The 19,813-nt window shown below is 43.4% G+C and carries 12 protein-coding genes and 2 pseudogenes; 11 read left to right on the plus strand and 3 right to left on the minus strand.

Annotated elements, in window-relative coordinates:
• The first annotated feature begins 21 nt into the window (after positions 1-21).
• The 7 genes and pseudogenes from DXZ20_RS09265 to DXZ20_RS09295 all read left to right on the plus strand — a co-directional run bounded on the left by DXZ20_RS09265 (position 22) and on the right by DXZ20_RS09295 (position 16,053).
• Entirely contained in the window at positions 22-5,886 is a 5,865-nt protein-coding gene (locus DXZ20_RS09265; RefSeq protein WP_163697773.1) for a type I polyketide synthase, read from the plus strand.
• Positions 5,887-6,027: 141 nt separating this feature from the next.
• Positions 6,028-7,413, plus strand: coding sequence for a cytochrome P450 (locus tag DXZ20_RS09270; RefSeq protein WP_163697775.1), 1,386 nt, complete (start codon positions 6,028-6,030; stop codon positions 7,411-7,413).
• Positions 7,414-7,455: 42 nt separating this feature from the next.
• On the plus strand, positions 7,456-9,111 hold the full coding sequence (locus DXZ20_RS09275; protein WP_163697777.1) for an NAD(P)/FAD-dependent oxidoreductase: 1,656 nt from the start codon (positions 7,456-7,458) through the stop codon (positions 9,109-9,111).
• Positions 9,112-9,311: 200 nt separating this feature from the next.
• Positions 9,312-13,949 carry a non-ribosomal peptide synthetase gene (locus DXZ20_RS09280; protein WP_163697779.1) on the plus strand — a complete coding sequence of 1,546 codons (4,638 nt, stop codon included), beginning with the start codon at positions 9,312-9,314 and terminating at the stop codon, positions 13,947-13,949.
• Positions 13,950-14,073: 124 nt separating this feature from the next.
• Entirely contained in the window at positions 14,074-14,844 is a 771-nt protein-coding gene (locus tag DXZ20_RS09285) for a thioesterase II family protein (protein ID WP_163697781.1), read from the plus strand.
• 113 nt (positions 14,845-14,957) lie between these two features.
• Positions 14,958-15,188 (plus strand): annotated as a pseudogene (locus DXZ20_RS09290) (ISKra4 family transposase); the annotation flags it as partial.
• Between the two features lie 154 nt (positions 15,189-15,342).
• A complete protein-coding gene (locus DXZ20_RS09295) occupies positions 15,343-16,053 on the plus strand; it encodes a tyrosine-type recombinase/integrase (protein ID WP_250565692.1) in 711 nt (236 codons plus the stop codon).
• A gap of 427 nt (positions 16,054-16,480) precedes the next feature.
• Here DXZ20_RS09295 and DXZ20_RS09300 read toward each other — a convergent pair whose 3' ends face one another.
• The 3 genes from DXZ20_RS09300 to DXZ20_RS09310 all read right to left on the minus strand — a co-directional run bounded on the left by DXZ20_RS09300 (position 16,481) and on the right by DXZ20_RS09310 (position 17,642).
• Entirely contained in the window at positions 16,481-16,693 is a 213-nt protein-coding gene (locus DXZ20_RS09300) for a hypothetical protein (RefSeq protein WP_163697783.1), read from the minus strand.
• A 123-nt stretch (positions 16,694-16,816) separates the two neighbouring features.
• The gene (locus DXZ20_RS09305; RefSeq protein ID WP_250565693.1) at positions 16,817-17,203 is read right to left on the minus strand and encodes a hypothetical protein; all 387 of its coding nucleotides are present in this window, start codon (positions 17,201-17,203) and stop codon (positions 16,817-16,819) included.
• The gene (locus DXZ20_RS09310; protein ID WP_163671138.1) at positions 17,166-17,642 is read right to left on the minus strand and encodes a hypothetical protein; all 477 of its coding nucleotides are present in this window, start codon (positions 17,640-17,642) and stop codon (positions 17,166-17,168) included. The genes DXZ20_RS09305 and DXZ20_RS09310 overlap by 38 nt, the downstream gene beginning before the upstream one ends.
• A 290-nt stretch (positions 17,643-17,932) precedes the next feature.
• Between DXZ20_RS09310 and DXZ20_RS09315 the strand changes: the two are divergent.
• The 4 genes and pseudogenes from DXZ20_RS09315 to DXZ20_RS09325 form a co-directional block, all read left to right on the plus strand.
• Positions 17,933-18,061, plus strand: a pseudogene (locus DXZ20_RS09315) (HU family DNA-binding protein); the annotation flags it as partial.
• A 232-nt stretch (positions 18,062-18,293) separates the two neighbouring features.
• Complete coding sequence (locus DXZ20_RS38185; RefSeq protein ID WP_284681667.1) at positions 18,294-18,422, plus strand: hypothetical protein; 129 nt, start codon at positions 18,294-18,296, stop codon at positions 18,420-18,422.
• Positions 18,423-18,461: 39 nt separating this feature from the next.
• Positions 18,462-18,770, plus strand: coding sequence for a tyrosine-type recombinase/integrase (locus tag DXZ20_RS37345; RefSeq protein ID WP_250565216.1), 309 nt, complete (start codon positions 18,462-18,464; stop codon positions 18,768-18,770).
• Between the two features lie 241 nt (positions 18,771-19,011).
• Positions 19,012-19,812 carry a ParA family protein gene (locus DXZ20_RS09325; RefSeq protein WP_163697787.1) on the plus strand — a complete coding sequence of 267 codons (801 nt, stop codon included), beginning with the start codon at positions 19,012-19,014 and terminating at the stop codon, positions 19,810-19,812.
• Position 19,813: the final 1 nt, after the last annotated feature.

Genomic DNA, 19,813 nt, shown 5'->3' on the forward strand with positions numbered 1-19,813 from the left:
TGAAATGAAGCGAGACAAATTATGGTTGAAACTAGTGCAGATAGAGAGGCCTTAGAAACTATTGCCATCATTGGCATGTCCTGTCGTTTTCCAGGAGCTGATAGTCCTAAACAGTTTTGGCAAAATCTATCTGATGGGATAGAGTCGATTTATTTTTTCTCAGACCAAGAACATAATCATTTAGGCAAGAACCAGGCTTGGGTGAATGAGCCAAATTACGTGAAGGCAGATCCTTGTCTCGAAGATATTGAATGGTTTGATGCTTCATTTTTTAACTTAAATGCCAGGCAAGCTGAATTAACCAGCCCAGAGCATCGCATTTTTTTAGAATGCGCTTGGGAAGCACTTGAACATGGGGGTTATACTACTCAGCATTATGACGGTAGTGTTGGTGTATACGCTGGTAGCAATATAAGTCACTATTTGAAATTCACAGGTCAAGAGGGTTTGTTGCAGCCAACCATGAGTGGGGTAGAGGCTTCATTTGGTAATGACCTGAATTATATGTCAACGCTAGTTTCTTACCATCTCAATCTCAAAGGCCCCAGCATGATGGTTCAAACGGCGTGTTCGAGTGCTCTGGTGGCTATTCATATGGCAGGGCAAAGTCTCCTCAATGGCGAGTGTGATATGGCGTTAGCGGGGGCAATAAATCTGAGGGGACCCCAGAAAACAGGCTACTTTTATCAAGAAGGGGGGATTCTTTCCCCTGACGGGCACTGTCGGGCTTTTGATGCCAAAGCACAGGGTACTGTTCCCGGCAGTGGGGCAGGTGTTGTACTTCTCAAGCGTTTTTCTGATGCCCTAGAGGACGGTGATCATATCCACGCGGTGATCAGAGGCTCAGCTATTAACAATGATGGTGCTAGTAAAGTAGGATACTCAGCCCCAAGTGTTGATGGTCAAGCCGTTGTGATAGCTGATGCATTAGCGATCGCCGAAATTGATCCTAAAACTGTGACGTACATAGAGGCCCATGGAACTGGAACAGTCTTGGGGGATCCCATTGAGGTTGCTGCTCTCACAGATGTCTTTCGAGTAAGCACGGATCAAAAAGGATTTTGTGCCATTGGCTCGGTTAAGAGTAATGTTGGGCATTTAGGGGTTGCAGCAGGTATGCCTGGTCTGATTAAGGTAGCATTAGCCCTTGAAAATCAGACTATTCCGCCCAGTTTAAACTTTGAGCAGCCCAACCCTAAGATTGACTTTGCTAATAGCCCATTTTATGTCAACCACACCCTCTCAGAGTGGCATGCTAATGGGACACCCCGAAGAGCTGGCGTGAGTTCCTTGGGCGTTGGTGGTACCAATGCACATATTGTTCTTGAAGAAGCACCATCACGACAACCGTCAGGTTCTTCTCGTCCCTGGCAGTTGATGGTAATATCTGCTAAAACGCAATCTGCACTGGATAAATCAACAGCTAATCTAGCGAATTATTTGAGCCAGCATCCTGATGTGAACTTAGCGGATGTTGCCTACACCCTGAGCATTGGTCGTCAAGCATTCGAGCACCGCAGAATCTTAATTTGTCAGCACCTAGATCAGGCTCAGAAACAGTTTGAATCGCTAGATCCTGAGTATGACTTGACGCAGCATCAAACGCCTCATAAGCGGCCCATAATTTTTATGTTCTCGGGACAAGGGGCTCAATATATCAATATGGCCCGTGAACTCTATCAACAAGAGTCCATCTTCCAAGAACATGTGGATACCTGTGCCACATATCTTTATCCTCTTCTGGGGCTTGACCTGCGCCATATCCTTTACCCCGATCTGGAACATGCGGAGACAGCAGCTCAAAAAATAACCCAAACAGCAATCGCTCAACCAGCACTGTTTGTTATTGAATATGCACTTGCAAAGCTTTGGATGGCTTGGGGAATCCGGCCAGCGGCCATGATTGGTCATAGCATAGGTGAATACGTTGCAGCAACGCTAGCAGGGGTATTTTCGTTGGAAGCCGCTCTGGCCATTGTGGCAAAGCGAGGGCAGTTAATGCAGGAACTTCCCCCTGGACAGATGCTAGCTATTCCACTTCCCGAGAATGATGTTATACCCCTCCTGGGAGAAGACTTAGCATTGGCCGTTGTTAATGGGCCGTCGACGTGCGTGGTATCGGGTAAAACAGAAGCCATCTCAGCTTTACAGGCTCAGTTAACATCTCAAGGCGTGAATTGTCGTCCCCTGCACACGTCCCATGGATTCCACTCGCCGATGATGGATCCTATCTTGGATAGCTTTAAGGAACAGGTTCAGAAGTTTAAGCTTCAATCACCTACAATCTCTTATATTTCAAATGTTACAGGCGATTGGATAACGGACGAAGCAGCTACTGATCCTAATTATTGGGCCTCTCACTTGAGACAAACTGTCCGGTTTAGTGATGGTTTAGACGTAATATTGCAAGAATCTGCCCATGTTTTCCTTGAAGTTGGCCCTGGGCGAACCTTAAGTACTCTGCTGAAACAGCATTCAGCTAAACGCTCTGAGCAAGTTGTTCTGACATCATTACACCATCCCAAGGAAACCCAATCTGATATCGGTTTTATATTAAATGCAGTGGGCCGATTGTGGTTGGCTGGTATTCAAATAGACTGGCATGGTTTTTATGCCCATGAACATCGTCACCGTTTGCCTTTACCAACCTATCCCTTTGAGCGTCAACGGTATTGGTTGGGGGCAACAGATACCTCCAGTTCTCCATTAAACCCTGACTTATCGACGCAGTCCCTGTGGCAATCGCTTCTAAAAGCAGGAGAACAACAGGCAAAAATTGGAGGAGCTGCCCTGGATGAGGCAACATACTCCAAAAATATAGTATGGATTGACCGCTTATGTCTTGCCTACATCAATTCAACCTTGAGGCAGCTAGGCACGTTTGATCGTTTAGAAACTGAGCATAATTTAGAGGATCTATGCAAACATTGTCAGATTCTGCCTCGCTACCATCAGCTAGTTAAAAGTTGGTTAAAGGCTTTAGTAAGAGTAGGACAGTTACAGCAAGAGGGAAGTTCCTTTAAGCAGTCACCTTCCTCGCCAGACGATAACAATTCTACTGATGGAGCTATTGAAACACTGCTTAAGACAGCTCAAGAATGCTGGATAGAGACACCACAGATGGTGGATTTTGTGCAGCTCTTTGGTGAAAATTTAGTCCACATCTTGGTAGGTGATCAGGAACCGCTAGAACTATTTAATCGTTTGATCTATCACAATCAAGATGTAAAAGCTACACAGAAGTCTCCCTGGGAAGATTACTACAGGAATATTATGCGATCAATTTTGGAGAAATTGACGCAGGCCCTACCATCAGACACGACCCTAAAGATTTTAGAAATTGGGGCAGGAACGGGTATTGCCACATCAGTATTGCTACCAGTGCTGCCCCATGAGCGGACTCAATATACTTTCACCGATATTGGGGGTGCGTTCTTGACACAGGCACAACAAAAATTTGCTGATTATCCGTTTATTCAGTATCAATTGCTTGATATTGAACAGTCTCCCAAGACTCAAGGGTTTCCATTGCATGAGTTCGATATCGTGATTGCCGCTAACGTCCTGCATGCTACTCAAAATATTGGTGAGACGCTGGGAAATGTGCGTTCTTTGGTAGCTCCAGGTGGATTCCTTTTACTGTGGGAGATCACTCAACCACAACTGAACTTTGAGGTAACTTGGGGGCTGTTAATGAAGCCCTTTAAAGATCAGAAAAGCGATCGCACATTGGGCAATCCATTTCTATCCAGTCAGGAATGGCAGCAAGCACTCAAAAATAACGCCTTTACTGATGTGGCCGTTTTCCCTAAGGATAGTGCATTTGGTCACAGTATTATTCTGGCAAAAGCAACTAAAACAACAGCACCATCCCTCCCATCGGCCCTTGCTACAGACAACAATCAGCTTGGTAGTCAGTCACCTAAGCAAAACCTAGAACAAAAGCCTGATGTGGCTGACTGGTTCTATCTACCTCAATGGAAGCGTTCCTTACCGCCATTTTCACTACAATCAACGTCGTACACTGATCATTCTGATTGTTGGTTAGTCTTCATTAACGAAGCTGTAGGCATGTCTATTGCTGAGCAATTACAACAACAGAAACAAACTGTCATTACGGTTCAGATTTCAGAGATATTTGGTCATCAACAAAAAGCTTTATCGGATGGTTCAGTTCGGCATAGCTACACACTTAATCCAGAGCAAAAAAGCGATTATTCCCAACTTTTTGAATCGCTACAGGAGAAAGGAATTGTCCCTAATCATATTGTCCATGGTTGGACAATTACATCCCTAAGTCAACCCCATTCGAGTCCTGATCAATTTGATCAGATTCAATCCCAGGGATTTTATAGTTTGCTTTTCCTGGTTCAAACCCTTGGCAAACAAAATTGGAGCCAGGAATTGCAATTGACAGTCCTGTCCAATAATATGCAGTCTGTCACAGAAGAGGAATCGATATATTATCCAGAAAAAACAACAATACTTGGCTTACTAAAAGTCATCCCCCAGGAATATGATTACATCCGTTGTCGTAGCATTGACATTAGTCTTACTACGACTAGTAACTGGCAATCAAAAAAGTTAATTCATCAGCTCTGTGCTGAAATCCTTGCACCTCCAGCTGAGCTAATAGTTGCTTATCGAGGTCTGCAACGATGGGTTCAGACGGTTGAACCGATAACCTTAAAAGCACGACCTACTGAAGAATTACCGCTAAAACAATCAGGCGTTTACCTAATTGTTGGTGGGCTTGGCAGCCTAGGACTAATACTGGCAGAATACCTGGCCCGTACGGTTCAGGCAAAATTAATTTTGACAGGGCGTTCGTCATTTCCCAATAGAGAACAGTGGTCAGCATGGCTCTCTTCCCATGAGGAATCTGATAAGATTAGCTGCCAGATTCGAAAAATACAGGAATTTGAGTCTTTAGGAGCAGAAATTCTAATCCTGCAGGCAGATATTTCTAATTTCGAACAAATGCAGGCTGCTTTAAGTCAAACGGAGCAGAAGTTTGGCGCACTTAATGGGGTGATTCATGCTGTTGTATTAGGTGCAGCCCAGCTCTTTAAGCCGATTCAAGATATTACTCCGGCAGACTGTAAGCTACAGTTTCAAGGCAAGATAGATGGGCTATTTATATTACAAGAGCTCCTGGGCTCTAAATCCCTTGATTTTTGTCTGCTAATTTCTTCATTAGCCTCACTTTTCGGTGGACTTGGCCATGCGGCCTACGCTGCGGCTAATCTTTTTATGGATGCCTTTGCACATCAGCATAATCAAGCGTTCCCTACGCCTTGGCTCAGTGTCAATTGGGATGGGCGAAAACCTGTTTTACCAGAAAGTAAAGCTATACCATTGGTTGAAACAAGTTCAGAGCAGACGATTCTTCCTGAAGAAGACATAAAGATTTTCCAGCATGTTTTAGCCTGGAGTCAACTTAATCAGATTATTGTCTCAACGAGGGAGCTACAACCTAGAGTTGATTATTGGACAAGATGGGAGTCGCTACGAGAAGAAGCAAATCTCATCAAAGGAAATAATGATCAATCACATCATGCAAGACCTGAACTAGAAAATGCTTATGTCCCTCCCAGACATGCGACGGAAAAGATGCTCGCAGATATATGGCAAACAATTATTGGCATTGACCTGGTAGGTATTCATGATAACTACTTTGAGTTGGGCGGAGACTCTTTAATCTCAATTCAGGTGATGGCTCAAATTCGTGAAACATTTCAAGTAGATTTACCATCGAGCAGTCTATTTGAATCCCCTACAGTTGCTGGCATGGCAAACCATATTAATAACATTCAGACGGCTAAGCAACTGCAATCTGAAACTACAGATCAAGCAGCAGACGATCGAGAAGAGATTGATTTATAAAATCGATTGAAGTCTTATCTTATACATACTCTGAAGTCAAGATTATGTAGTTAAGCATTGGTCTAGCAAAGACTCAACAATTGAATACGTAGGTTTTTCATCTTTTTAGGTACTCGGTAATTTTGAAATCTATTTTGACACATGGAACTAGCAGGCTCTAAAACCCCCCATTGGCTACAGATGATGAAATATATCATTGATCCAATTGGATTTCTAGACAAAACAGCTAAACGTCATGGAGATATCTTTACACTATCAGGCAGTTTATCGATTGCAGAGTCTAGAGCTGTCGTAGTGGTCACTCACCCAAAGGCAATTCAGCAGATTTTTACGCGACCTAAAGAGATTACGTCACCGGGTGAACTACATCAAGCCATGGCTCCATTTGTAGGAGACAATTCATTGTTCGTGGTTAATGATGTACGCCATCAACACCGACGCAAACTTTTATTGCCTCCATTTCACGGCAAACGATTGTATACCTATGGTCAATCCATCTGTGAGATCACTCGAAAAATCATCAGCAGACATCCTCCAAATCAAGGCTTTTCAATTTATTTAGCGCTACAAGAAATTTCGCTTCAAGTCATTCTAGAGACTGTTCTTGGTTTGCATCAACCAGGATTGCGTCAACGGCTAAGACAGCGCTATCTAGCTTATAAAGGATACTCTAAAAATCCTTTAGTTCCATTCTTGATAACTTTCCCTAGTCTGAGAAAAGATTTAGGGCGATGGAGTCCATGGGGGCAATTCCTATACTTAAAGCAACAGCTTGATGAGTTAATATACGATGAAATTAGAAAGTGTCGTCAGCAAAATGACTCCACTCGAACTGACATTCTGAGTTTGCTGGTTTCAGCTCGAGATGAGACAGGTGAATCGATGACAGATGATGAGTTGTGTGATGATTTGCGCTTTCTCTTTTCTGCCGGGCAAGAACCGACTGCCATCGCTATTGCCTGGGCTATGTACTGGTTGCATACGCATCCCAATATACTTGAAAAATTACGACAAGAACTAGATGGTTTGGGTGAGGATCCAGATCCAGTTGTAGTTGCTAAGTTGCCTTATCTCACAGCTGTGTGCAATGAAACAATGCGAATTTCACCAATTATTCCATTTACATCACCAAGGTTAGTTCAAACTCCTGTCGAACTAATGGGTTATCAATTAAATCCAAATACAATCCTAGACTGCTGCATCTATCTAGTTCATCAGCGTGAGGACCTATATCCAGAACCCAAAAAGTTTAGGCCAGAGCGATTTTTAGAAAGAAAATTCTCCTACTATGAATTTCTACCATTTGGCGGTGGCGAGCGTGGGTGTATCGCTCAACCATTAGCTGAATATGAAATAAAGCTGGTGTTAGCCACGCTAGTTTCTCACTATGAATGGACACTTATTAATCGACGGCCAGAGCGGTACCATGTCGCAGGAACTTTTTTGACGCCTGCTAATGGGATTCAGGTGAAGATAACCAATCTACGGCAACCTCAAAGACAAAGATCACCACAGTTTGTAGCCTGATTAGCAGCCCATAATTCGCTTAATAAAGCAGGAAGAATAGCAATGAATAATGCGCATAAAAATCAGTTTGATGTCATTATCCTGGGTTCTGGAGTAGGGGGGGCTACATTAGCCACGATATTGGCAAAACATAATTTAAATGTTTTGATGGTCGATAAAAAAAGCCATCCTAGATATGCAATTGGGGAATCACTAACAACTCACACAGAACTTCTTCTTAAATTACTCAGTCGTAACTATTCTATTCCTGAATTTGAACACTTAAGTTCATTTCAAAATATTAAGGAACATCTTTCCACCTCTGCCTGTGGACATAAGCGAATATTCGGTTTTCTATACCATAATGAAGGAGAAGAACAGTCCTCCCATGAAAGAATACAGTGGGGAACAGGCGACAGCAGTCACTTATTCCGGCAGGAAGTTGACCACTATTTGGTGAAAGCTTCTGTCAGCTATGGAGCAAAGCTATTAGAAAATATAAATGTAGTTGATTTAGAGATTAGTCAACATAGTGTCAGAATTATAGCCAAGAATGGCGAATCATTTACTGCAGACTATTTAGTTGATGCTAGTGGATACAATTCCATACTCGCTCGAAAATTTAACCTCAGAGAGTATCCTACACGCTTCAAAACCCATTCGAGAAGCCTATTTACCCATATGATTAATGTTAAGGGTACTGATGAAGCAATTCGGGAATCTAATGGAAAAAAAAGTGACATCCCTTGGAAAAGAGGAACAACGCATCATATATTCAAAGAAGGTTGGATGTGGGTCATTCCATTTGACAATCATGAGCAGTCGACTAATCCAGTGTGTAGTGTAGGCGTTAACTTTAATAGTCGCTATTTGCCTAAAAACGGTCTTGCTCCAGAGCAAGAATTTCAACAGTTTATAATGCGATTCCCATCTATCGCATCTCAATTTGAGTCGGCTCAAACTGTCCAAAGATGGACCTCTACTGATCGCATCCAATATTCGTCTAGAATTTGTGTAGGAGAAAGGTTTTATATCCTTCCACATTCATCAGGGTTTGTTGACCCGATATTTTCAGTTGGGCTATCGCAAACTTTCTTGACGATCAATCCACTTGCTGCACTAATTTTACAAGCAGTTTCCGAAAAAGACTTTTCCTCACAGAACTTTCTTTCCTTAGCAAGTTTGCAGGAGAAAATTTTCAACTATAATGACATGATCGCTCACTGTACATATATTTCATTTAGAGACTTCAATCTGATGAATGCATGGCTTCGTGTTTGGCTTATGCAACATTTAATGCCTGTTTGGAAACTTGGCTTTTCACAGATTGATCTTTTTACAAAGGGTTATAAGCCACGATCATTATCGCAGCTTACTGATATCAAGTATTTAGAAGATCTAGATACACAAATCAGTCCATGGGGAAATGGTTATGTTTCAAAAGCTATTGCCGAAATGGAAAAGGTGGAAAAAGGCTTGATTTCTCCAAATGAAGCAGCACTTAATATCATATCTACGCTGAATTCAGCCAGTTGGTTATTTAGGGCGATGGGAATAGGAGACACCTCACAGAATTATTTTGACCTGCTCAAATCCCAACGCTTTAACCTTAGTCTCTTAGCTTTCGCATTCTGGTCACAGATATTTTTAGCTAAAAGCAATAGGCCATTTGACTTTACGATTAGTGATTTCTTCAAATTTCGGCTTAACTATGCATAAAATGGTCTAATTAGAGGATTAAATCATGTATTTTCTAAAAGAAATTCCAGTTTAGTGGCATTTTCTTAACCTCTAGCTCAGTATGCTTCATTTTGATAATTTGGCAAAACATAATGCCGGGATTTTAGCATTTGGCCAGTCAAGCGCTAAAAGTTTCTTCCAAGGATTTGATATTTTGTTAATCGTAAGGAAATAGAGTCGTGAAACAATCTACAGAGGAATTCGTTTCTTACCTAAAGGATCTAGGTATACGGCTCCAGCGTAAGGGTGATTACTTGCACTGTAATGCTCCCAAAGGAACCTTGACATCGACTCTTCGTACTCAGCTAGCTGAGCGGAAAGTAGAAGTCCTAGCCTTTATGGATAAGTTTAGTGCTGTTGAAAGCATAAGTTCTGGCTCTCAATCACTACCTACGATTGTTCCCAATGAAAGCTCTCGATATCAGCCTTTTCCTCTCAATGATGTTCAGCAGGCTTACTGGCTCGGTCGTAACGATGCATTTGAGTTAAGTAATATCTCTACCCATGCTTATGCCGAAGTAGATATTATCAACTTAGATTTGAAGAGATTTGAAAATATACTAAATCGCATCATTAATCATCATGAAATGATGCGAGCAATTGTCTTGCCAGACGGAAGGCAACAGATTATAGAAGAGGTTCCTGCTTATAAGATAGAAGTTTTAGACTTAAGTGAGAGTGACCCAGATACCAGGAATTCGCATTTGATGCGAATTCGTGACCGCATGTCGCATCAAGTACTGCCCATTGATCAATATCCGCTCTTCGAATTTCGCGCTGTCAAATTAAGTAAATCGAAGACCCGTCTATATTCCAGTATTGATCTGATGATTTCTGATGCCTGGAGCTTCGATATTCTAAAGCGAGACTTCATTCAGCTAATTCATCATCCAGAAAGTTCTCTCACTCCTCTAGAGTTATCATTCCGAGACTATGTCTTAGCAGAAATTTCTCTACGGAAATCTACGCTCTATCACCGCTCACTAGCATATTGGCGAGACCGACTCCATACCTTACCTGCAGCTCCGCAACTACCGCTTGCTAAAAGTTTAGCTACAATTGACCGCCCCCGATTTGTACACTATAGTAAACGTTTTGAACCTGACACTTGGAACCGCCTCAAACGAAGGGGCTATAAAGCGAATTTAACTCCTTCCGTCGTCGTATTGGCAGCATTTGCCGAAATTCTTACCGCTTGGAGTAAAGATCCACGCTTTACAATCAATGTAACCCTATTCAAGCGGTTTCCACTACATCCTCAAGTTAATAAAATCGTAGGTGACTTCACATCGTTAGCATTGCTAGCTGTAGATAACTCTGCCCAGAGTTCCTTTGAAGTCCGAGCTCAACGGATTCAAAAGCAACTTTGGAACGATATCGATCATCGTTATGTCAGTGGTTTAGAAGTGCTGAGAGAAATAGCCAAGTTGCAAAAACGGCCTTCAGCAGCACTTATGCCGGTAGTGTATACCAGCACTTTAGGCAATGATAGTATTGATACCGAAGCATTTATGGGGAGCTTAACTCAAACAACAGATCTTCCCCCATCGCCTAGTAACGAGGAAATGGGAGAAATTGTCTACAGTCTGAGTCAAACGCCTCAGGTTTATCTAGATCACCAGGCGGTTGAAGACGACGGTGCACTTATTGTTAATTGGGATGCCATCAAGAATCTCTTTCCTCCTAATTTTTTGGATGATATGTTTGCGGCCTATTGTGAATTCCTTAGTCGCTTAGCAGACGAGGATGACCTTTGGCAAGAACCCAAACGGCAGCTGTTGCCCCCAACGCAGCTTAAACAACTAACAGATATTAATGCTACTGAGATAGCCATTCCAGAAGATGCTCTGCTCCATACCTTATTTTTTAACCAAGTAGCTTTGCATCGACAAAAAGCAGCTGTGATTACCTCTGAACGTACTTTAACCTACCAGGAACTAAGCGATCGCACCAATCAGTTAGGCCATCACCTACGACAGCTAGGCACTCGATCCAATCAGCTCATAGCAGTTGTCATGGAAAAAGGCTGGGAGCAAGTCGTCGCTGTCTTGGGTATCCACGCTTCTGGTGCCGCATATGTGCCGATCGATCCCGCACTTCCAACTGAGCGGAGGCAACATCTGTTACGGGAAGCAAACGTTCAATGGGTCATCACTCAACCAAAGCTAGATGCTTCCTTAGAATGGCCAGACAACATCAAACGTCTCTGTATAGATTACACAACAAGACCTCCTAGTTCCATAGGTCCTTTAGAACCCATACAGAAATCGTCTGATTTAGCTTATGTCATCTATACCTCTGGCTCCACTGGGAAACCCAAAGGGGTAATGATTGACCACAGAGGTGCTGTCAATACTATTTTGGATATTAACCAGCGTTTTAATGTAACATCTCAAGACCATGTATTTGCTCTTTCATCTTTAAGTTTCGACCTTTCGGTATATGACATCTTCGGCACCTTAGCTGCTGGAGGAACAATTGTCATCCCCGATGCTGATGCGACAAAAGATCCAGCTCACTGGATAAAACTAATGGCGCAACAGCAGGTAAGCATCTGGAACTCGGTACCGGCTTTAATGCAGATGCTAATGGAGTATGCAGCAGATTGTCCCGAATTATTATCTAAATCTTTGCGGCTAGTAATGTTGAGTGGAGACTGGCTGCCCTTGAACTTACCAAAACAGATTAAAGACATTTGTGAAGATATACAACTGGTTAGTTTAGGAGGTGCGACTGAGGCATCTATTTGGTCAATTCTCTACCCGATTGAACAGGTTGACCCAACGTGGAAAAGTATCCCTTACGGTCGCCCCATGGCTAACCAGAGCATGTATGTATTTAATGACGCCCTCGAGTTATGCCCTCTGTGGGTTCCTGGACAACTTTACATTGGCGGCATTGGTCTGGCTAAGGGATATTGGCAAAATGAGGAAAAGACCAATGCCAGTTTTATAATTCATCCTCAAACCAAGGAACGCTTATATAAAACAGGTGACTTGGGTCGATATCTACCGGATGGGAATATTGAATTTCTTGGGCGTGAAGATTTTCAAGTCAAAATCAAAGGTCACCGGATTGAATTGGGAGAGATTGAGACAAATTTACAACAACATACGGCTGTTAAAGAAGCGTTAGTCGCGGCAGTTGGAGAATCGAGAGAGGATAAACAATTAGTAGCCTATGTAGTTCCAGAATCAGATAAAAGACCTAATCTCTTTGAAGTAGAAAGCAAAAACCCCTCAGATTCTCATAAATTATGGGAATCTTTAGTACAAGCAGGTCTCCAAAAAGCTCAGCATGATCTTTGGCATGTAGATGCGAAAATATTTTCGCATCTATGGAAGTATCAAGACCATTTATATGCCATCTCAGTATGCAGGGCACTAAGAAAGCTAGGCGCTTATAATTCAGCTGGAGAGAAATATAGTTTAGATGATTTGATATCCAAGTGTCAGATTGCGCCCCGCTACCGTAGATGGGTACTTAGAGCTTTGAATGTATTGATTGCGGAAGGATGGATACAACAACAAGGTGAGGTCTACGAAAGTATCATTGGCTTACCAACACTTGTTTCTGAAGAGTTATCACCAGAAGTTCAGTCAGAACTATCTCAAAGCAATGAGTTTACAAAAGTATGGGTTGATTTCCTCGATATCAGTGCAGCTGAGATCTTACCAAACATTCTCACCGAAAAAATACACTCTGGAGAATTATATGCTAATGAAAAACTTGCCGTGGATGGCTATCAGAAAAGATTTGCCTACTGTCATGCCATAGCTAGCGAACTAGCTAAAGTTTTGGTGCAAAATCTAGGACCGCAAAAGCAACTACGTATATTAGAAGTTGGTGCAGGTTACGGTTCCTGTACGTTACATTTACTGCCGCTTCTGCCTCCAGATCAAACCACCTACGTTTTCACAGACATCTCTAACTTTTTTCTCCAGAGAGCCAAAGAAAGTTTTGCTGATTACCCCTTCATTAGCTACGGCCTGTTAGACTTGGAGAAAGATCCTCATATTCAGGGGTATGAATCTAATAGTTTTGATGTCGTTATCGCAGCAAGTGTTCTACATACTACCCGTGATTTAGAGAAAACGTTGCAGCATGTTCGTTCTCTGCTGGCTCCCAATGGATTGCTTCTATTAATAGAAGAAACTAAGTTTCACCGGTCATTTGATCTACATTTGGGACTTCAGCAAGGGTTTGATGTATTCGAGGATGAGAAATTACGTACAAAGCATGCTCTTTTGTCTAGAGAACAGTGGCAGACGTTATTCGCCGCTAACGAATTTGAAGAAAGTGTAGTTTTGAATCAACCTGGTTGTGTGGCTGATTTTATAGGACTTGATGTTCTAATGTCTAGAGGTCCATCTTCAGTAAGGCGGTTTAAGTCTGTTGAGTTGCGCAACTTCCTACAAGAAAAGTTGCCCAATTACATGCTCCCTTCTGCGTTTATATTACTGGATAAGTTTCCTTTAACTCCTAATGGTAAATTAGACCGTTCTGCCCTACCTAACATTCAAGGTAGAGGGCGGTGTCCACAGTTAAGAACAGATTATGTATCACCCCGAACCAAGAATGAGAAACTCATTGTTGCTATTTGGCAAGAAATTCTCCAAGTAGACAAGATAGGGATTTATGATAATTTCTTTGAGTTAGGTGGAGACTCTTTGCTTGCCACACGAATTATTGCTCAGATGCGCAAAGCGTTTGAGCTGGAGTTACCCTTAGTCATCATTTATGAGTCACCTACTGTGGCTGGCATCTCGGAAAAAATTGAGAATGTGACTTCTGCTACTACATTAGGTAGCCATTAAGGAGAGCGAAGAATCTACAGTAAAAGATTCAAAATGTTTGACGAGATAAAGACTTACAGACTTTGTTAACCTTTAGTAGTCTAGTGTTTTTAATTATGCATAGTTGATGAGATAGACAACCATAATGCTCGTTCCTAAAAATTCCTGGGTAACTTGTCCCAACCCTAATACTTTGGCTAGTTTACGACTATTTTGCTTTCCCTACGCTGGCGGTAGCGCTTTGAGCTTTCGTAACTGGTCAGAGCAGTTGCCTACCACGATAGAAGTCTGCCCCATTGAACTACCTGGAAGAGGGATGAGGATAAAGGAGACTCCCTTTACTCAAATGTCCCTTCTAGTTAAAGAGCTTGTACAGTCTCTGCTTCCCTATCTTGATAAACCCTTTGTCTTTCTTGGGCATAGTCTGGGCGCGCTGGTTTGCTTTGAACTAACCCGTTGCCTTCGCAAAATCGGTGCTTACACTCCGACGCATTTGTTTGTTTCTGGTCACTGCGCCCCTCAATTGCCCTTCTCAGTTCCTCCTATTCATACATTACCGGATGCTGAATTTATAGAGAACTTGCGTCGTCTACATGGAACACCAGAAGCAGCACTTGTTAATAAAGAGTTAATGCAATTACTCTTACCAGCTCTCAGATCAGATTTTGCGGTTTTTACAACCTACACTTATCAGCCAGAATTTCCGTTAAAGTGTCCAATAACAGCTTTTGGTGGTTTGCAAGATCCAGTTATGAGCTGTGAGATGCTGGAAGCATGGAAAAAGCAAACCAGTGCAGCTTTTTCCATGCAAATGATTCCAGGCGATCACTTTTTCATTCATACTGCGCAATCACTTCTGTTACAGTTTCTAACTCAAAGCTTAAACAGCATTACTGACCAAATGTCTTGCATATAAATGAGAGGCTCAATCGGTGTTTCAGGGAGCTAGACAAGGGGTATGACCTCGCCAGGATGTAATTTTCAGTAACGATAGACTAAGGTAATGCCATTGTCGTCGGAGCGCGCAGCATGCCAGCATCTATTGTCAGTAGCGATGCTAATAGTGTCACGATACAGGTAACCATCCCCTTTAGCAGTTCGATGTTAACCAGTGAGGATGAGATTCAAGAGGTGTTGAATATAGCGGGTCAACTGGCGACAGAAAAGGCACTTGAACAATACGATAGCGATGGTAGCCCCCTCGACTACGCAGGCCAGCACTGGACCAGCAAAGGTAAAGAGACAAAAGTCTACCAAAGCGTCGTGCCATCTGCCATCAAAAATCGAGGAATCGACAAAACGCTTTAATTTCAAGGTTCATGATAGCTTACATTCAGCAGATTATTTTTAGTCGTATTTTTAGTGTAACCAATATAAAGGGGATTAGTTTGGGTAGAATTTCTACCATCGGGCGATGCCCACGCTAGATTGGGTGTTTCGCTCTGCGGGTTGTTTCAAAGAATGGGAGTTGCCAATGGCTCGTGATATTCCTGAGCCCACCTTTATTGAGTTTGGGCAGGTAACACAGGCACCGGCTAAGCCCCCTCGGGATTTAGCGGAAACTCAGGTCAGTCAGCTATTTGAGGCCCTGGCCTACCGGGGTGATTCTGAAGTGCGCGACCGGGCAATTCTCCAGGTGCTCAGTCATGGATTACGGGCTAGGGAAGTGTGCGGTCTGGATATCAGCGATTACGACGGACAGCGGTTGAGGGTCCGTGAAGCCAAGTGGGGCAGCGATGGCCTAGTCCCCTTGAAGCCGGATGCGGTTGCCGCCTTGGATAGCTATCTGGGGTGGTTGGTACGGAATGGGTTTGCCGTTAGTCAGGAGGCTTCCCTGTTTATCAGTTTGTCGAACAACAGCCGGGGACAGCGCTTGGGCTATAGCGGTATCTATGAGCTGGTCAAGGATTTGGCGCAAGCCAGTGAGTTAGACGACATTCACCCTCACCGCATGAGACATACCTTTGCCACCTCTCTCGTAGCTGCTGGCATGAATCCCTTGTTGGCTAAGCGAGCGGTTCGCATTCGCTCTGACAAGATCTTTGCCAGGTATAGTGACCGGGCTTTGGATATCAAAATGGAAGAGGCCTTTGAAGATCTCTATGGCACACCAAAAGAGTCATGATCTGTTGATTTTTCAAACTCACGTTGTGGACATGTCTACAACGTGAAACTCCCACATGGCAAGGATTCTGGGCGGAATGCTAGAGATATGGATATTTATCGGACATAGACTTTTGGCACTCTAGGCCTTGATCGAGAATAGGGTATTTCAGAGTATGGAGTTGTTCAAATAACCGGAGAGATTGACGGATGGATTCGGTGTACCTAACTGATTCAGATCGCTAATTGCCTCATATTGCAGCTTCGATTAAATAGCTGCAGGATTCAAATTATCTGATTTTAGATATCAACATCACTACAGATAGAATCCGAAACCGTTGATGAGCAAGGTATTGAAACAAACTATAGCGTTTCTATAGTGCGCGTTGTTCAGTTACTAATTACACCTCAGCGCAGCTTTCCTTCAGCGACTAGTCTGAGTTGTAGATCTACACACTGGGGCTAAGGTTATTTAGACGCTCGGTATTTTCAATTACTTGAGGTGTTAGGCGTTCCGTCATTTGTAGCAGCCGCGCAATGGTTGCTTCATTCTGGGCCTGACGTTCGATTAGAGTTGAGATCGCAGCCGTATTTGCCTCTTGCTGCTCAGCAATACGCTCTAATATCGCTTGTAGCTCTTCACTCATTGAATTGCTTGTCATAACCGACTGGACACAAGTATATAACCACCCTCTGAGTTTCTATCCTCCTGCAGCAATCTGTATAACAGCATCACAGCAATAAGGAAATTGTAAGTAAACTATCAGTAAAATTTGCTTAAATCATTACCAGGGCAAACGCCAACGGGTTCGTTTCGCCTCTTGTCGAACCAGACCAACAATCGCGTCATTAACTTCCTCTTGGTCCTCACCACCAATGGTCCCGATCATACGTTCAAGTTCGTGAGCTGTTATCGACTCGTTAACCATGTAGGCTTCCTGCGCTGGCTGGGGCAATGAACTTCGGTCGTTACGCTTACCACCAGTTTCTCGATAGAGTTCGTCTACGTCACAATCAAATAGTTCCTGGGTTTGTGCGATCGCACTGTCACGATAAACATCGCCTGCGCCTCCATTGTCTTTGATGGCCTTGTTAAAGCGACGGTTAACAATGGCCCCATCAACCCGGTGACGCTTAGGCGTTAGCGCCTGCGAGTTGCCCGATAGATCCAACTGGGACGCCTGTTCCTCGTAATTGTTTTTCTCTTCCTTCCAGAAGTTCAAAAAACCCATTATTTCGTGCTTCCTGTTGTTCGTCAGCAGTAAAATCGGTCGATGTGAAAATCTGTTCAAGGCCCGCTTTGATGATGTCCAGACCGTCTTCGTACATCAAAAACTCGTCCAGGATTTCATTACGGTACTCGTAATCCCATCGGTCTTGAGTGAAATTGAACCCATGAACGATAAGTGTCCAGGGGTCTAAAGTGCCTTTGTAGTGCAAAGCTGCCTCAAACCGGGCTAAAGCTGCTATCCAGGTCTTTTTATAGCGTCTATCCCCAAACAACTTAACCTCTCTCACATAGTCATCTAATGACCCTGTGAGCTTGCCCTTAAAGCTATTGAGTTTGGACCAACTTTTCCAAACCCGTTTTTTAAGCTGCTGCATTTTCATGGGTTCACCTGTGTTTACGGACGTAAATACATCTGAACTATGGTAATGATACCGTTGCTAACTAGTGCTGTCTACTAGATGTTAAGCGACCTTTCAGAACATATACAGCCAGAAAATTTTACCCTGGTCTCTGCCTGGTTGCTGTCTACTGACTATCGCTAATGCTGTAACCAGTCGCATTGCCAGTACTATCGTAATAAATGGCAACCCATTGATGTCCAGAAATACTGTAGTAAACCGAACCTGACTTTCTTCAGAAAATAAGTGCTTGTGCCTCACTTAGAAACGTCAAGTCACAGGACCGCAAAGCACGGGATGGGCGTAATCCGAAAACGGTTGAAGTGATCAAGATTCCGGCAACGACGATTCCTGCCTTTTCTGCAGGTAAGGGCTTTAAGGATCGGGTGAAAAACGCATAGCTTGGTTAAGACCTAACGATTCATTACTGTGGGTGCTCAATGGGACATCCATCTTTCAGACTTAGTTCTAGCTAAATAGTTTTAATAGATAACTAGAATAAAGCTATGGCTCGAAAGTACTGTCCATTTAGGTTCTTCTGTGAAACTGTTACTCAAACACCGGGATTGGTAGCATCTCAATGTCCCAACTTAGGGGCATGCTCAGAGCTAGCCAAATTGGATGGGGAATGAGGTGGCAGCAAGAAATGTGGGGGATTATGACAATCGGTCTATCTCGATTCAGGGGGCGAAGTGGGGGAGTGATGGCGTTGTGCCGTTATCGGCCCAGGCGTGTGATGCATTGGATCGTTATTTGGGTTGATGTCTCAACCAGGGGTTTGATACTAGCCTGGAGGCTCCTTTGTTTGTAAGTCTCTCAAATCGGAACCGGGGACAGCGGATGGGATACAAAGGGGTATACAACTGCATCAAGGATTTGGCTGAGTTAGCAGAACTGGACGAGAAAATTCATCCGCACCAGCTGCGTCATACATTTGGGACTCAGCTAATTCTGGAGGGAATGAATCCTGAGTTTGTGCGCAGGCTGATGCGAATTAAGTCAATGAATGTGTTTGGGCGCTATACCAAACGGGCTTTGGAACTGAAGGCGAAAGAGAGTTTTTATGATACGCTCCAGGCATCGGAGTCTGGGTTGTTTGGTAAAAGGTAATCTTGTTTTTGGAGAGAGTGGCTGGTTCATAGTGCCTGACCTCCGATATCAGGCACAAGGTAGCGTAAGCGTTTCTTTCGACTCCGCTCAAGGAGCACTTACGGCATCAATATCACAGCTAAAAATCTATTGAAAATTCTGGAATTCTCAAATTTAACAATTCCATTTAAGAATTCTGAGAATTTTCAGTCAGATTGAGTTATGATGTGCGCGCACGCTTTGAAACTTCGCCACACCAAAGATGCTGAAAAAAGTTATTTCAATCATGTCGAATAGTGGTGGCGTTGGTAAGACCACACTGACGGTTAACCTGGCTTACCAGCTCGCCCGCAAAGGAAAAAAGGTTGCAATGTTTGGTTGTGACCCCAATGGTTCGTTGACTCTTTTCTGTGGATTGGATGATCCTCCGCAGGAGAAAACAATGGATTGGGTGTTGCGGCCTGACTTTAAAGGGGACTATCCTCTGTTTCCGGTTTGGAGGGATCGTATCGAGGGGATCGAGGCTTGTCTGGGGGGACTACCACTCACTGAAACGACACAGCGACTCGTTTTAGATAAGCGGGGGGCTTACTTATTGGCAGATGCATTGGAAGATCATCCGCTTCCCCACGATGTGCTAATTATTGATTGCCCTGGCACGATTGAGCAGCTACATATCGCAGCTCTGTCGGCAAGTACAGATGTGATTATCACACTGAAGCCAGAGGACAAGGATATGGATGCGATGGCTAAATTGCTGGAGTGGATTAGCCTGACTCGCACTGAGTTACGTCTAAAGCCTGCGCCTAAGGTGTTTGGAGTGGTGCCAAATGGGGCCAAGAACCGGGCAATGCATCGAGATAATTTAGGTCTGTCAGATATTGAAGGATTACCTGATATTATGCGGCACATGCAAATTCCGATGTTTCCGACGATTAAGGACAATGCCTATATTGCCAATGCCGCGGCTGCCGGGTTGCCATTGGGTATCTACAGAGCAGGGGATCCCAACAACAAGCTTTACGAAAAAATTGCCGTTGAAGTCATTAAGGAGATGGATTAGC

Origin of the sequence: Adonisia turfae CCMR0081, assembly GCF_011009555.1 — a bacterium.
GTDB lineage: Bacteria > Cyanobacteriota > Cyanobacteriia > Phormidesmidales > Phormidesmidaceae > Leptothoe > Leptothoe turfae.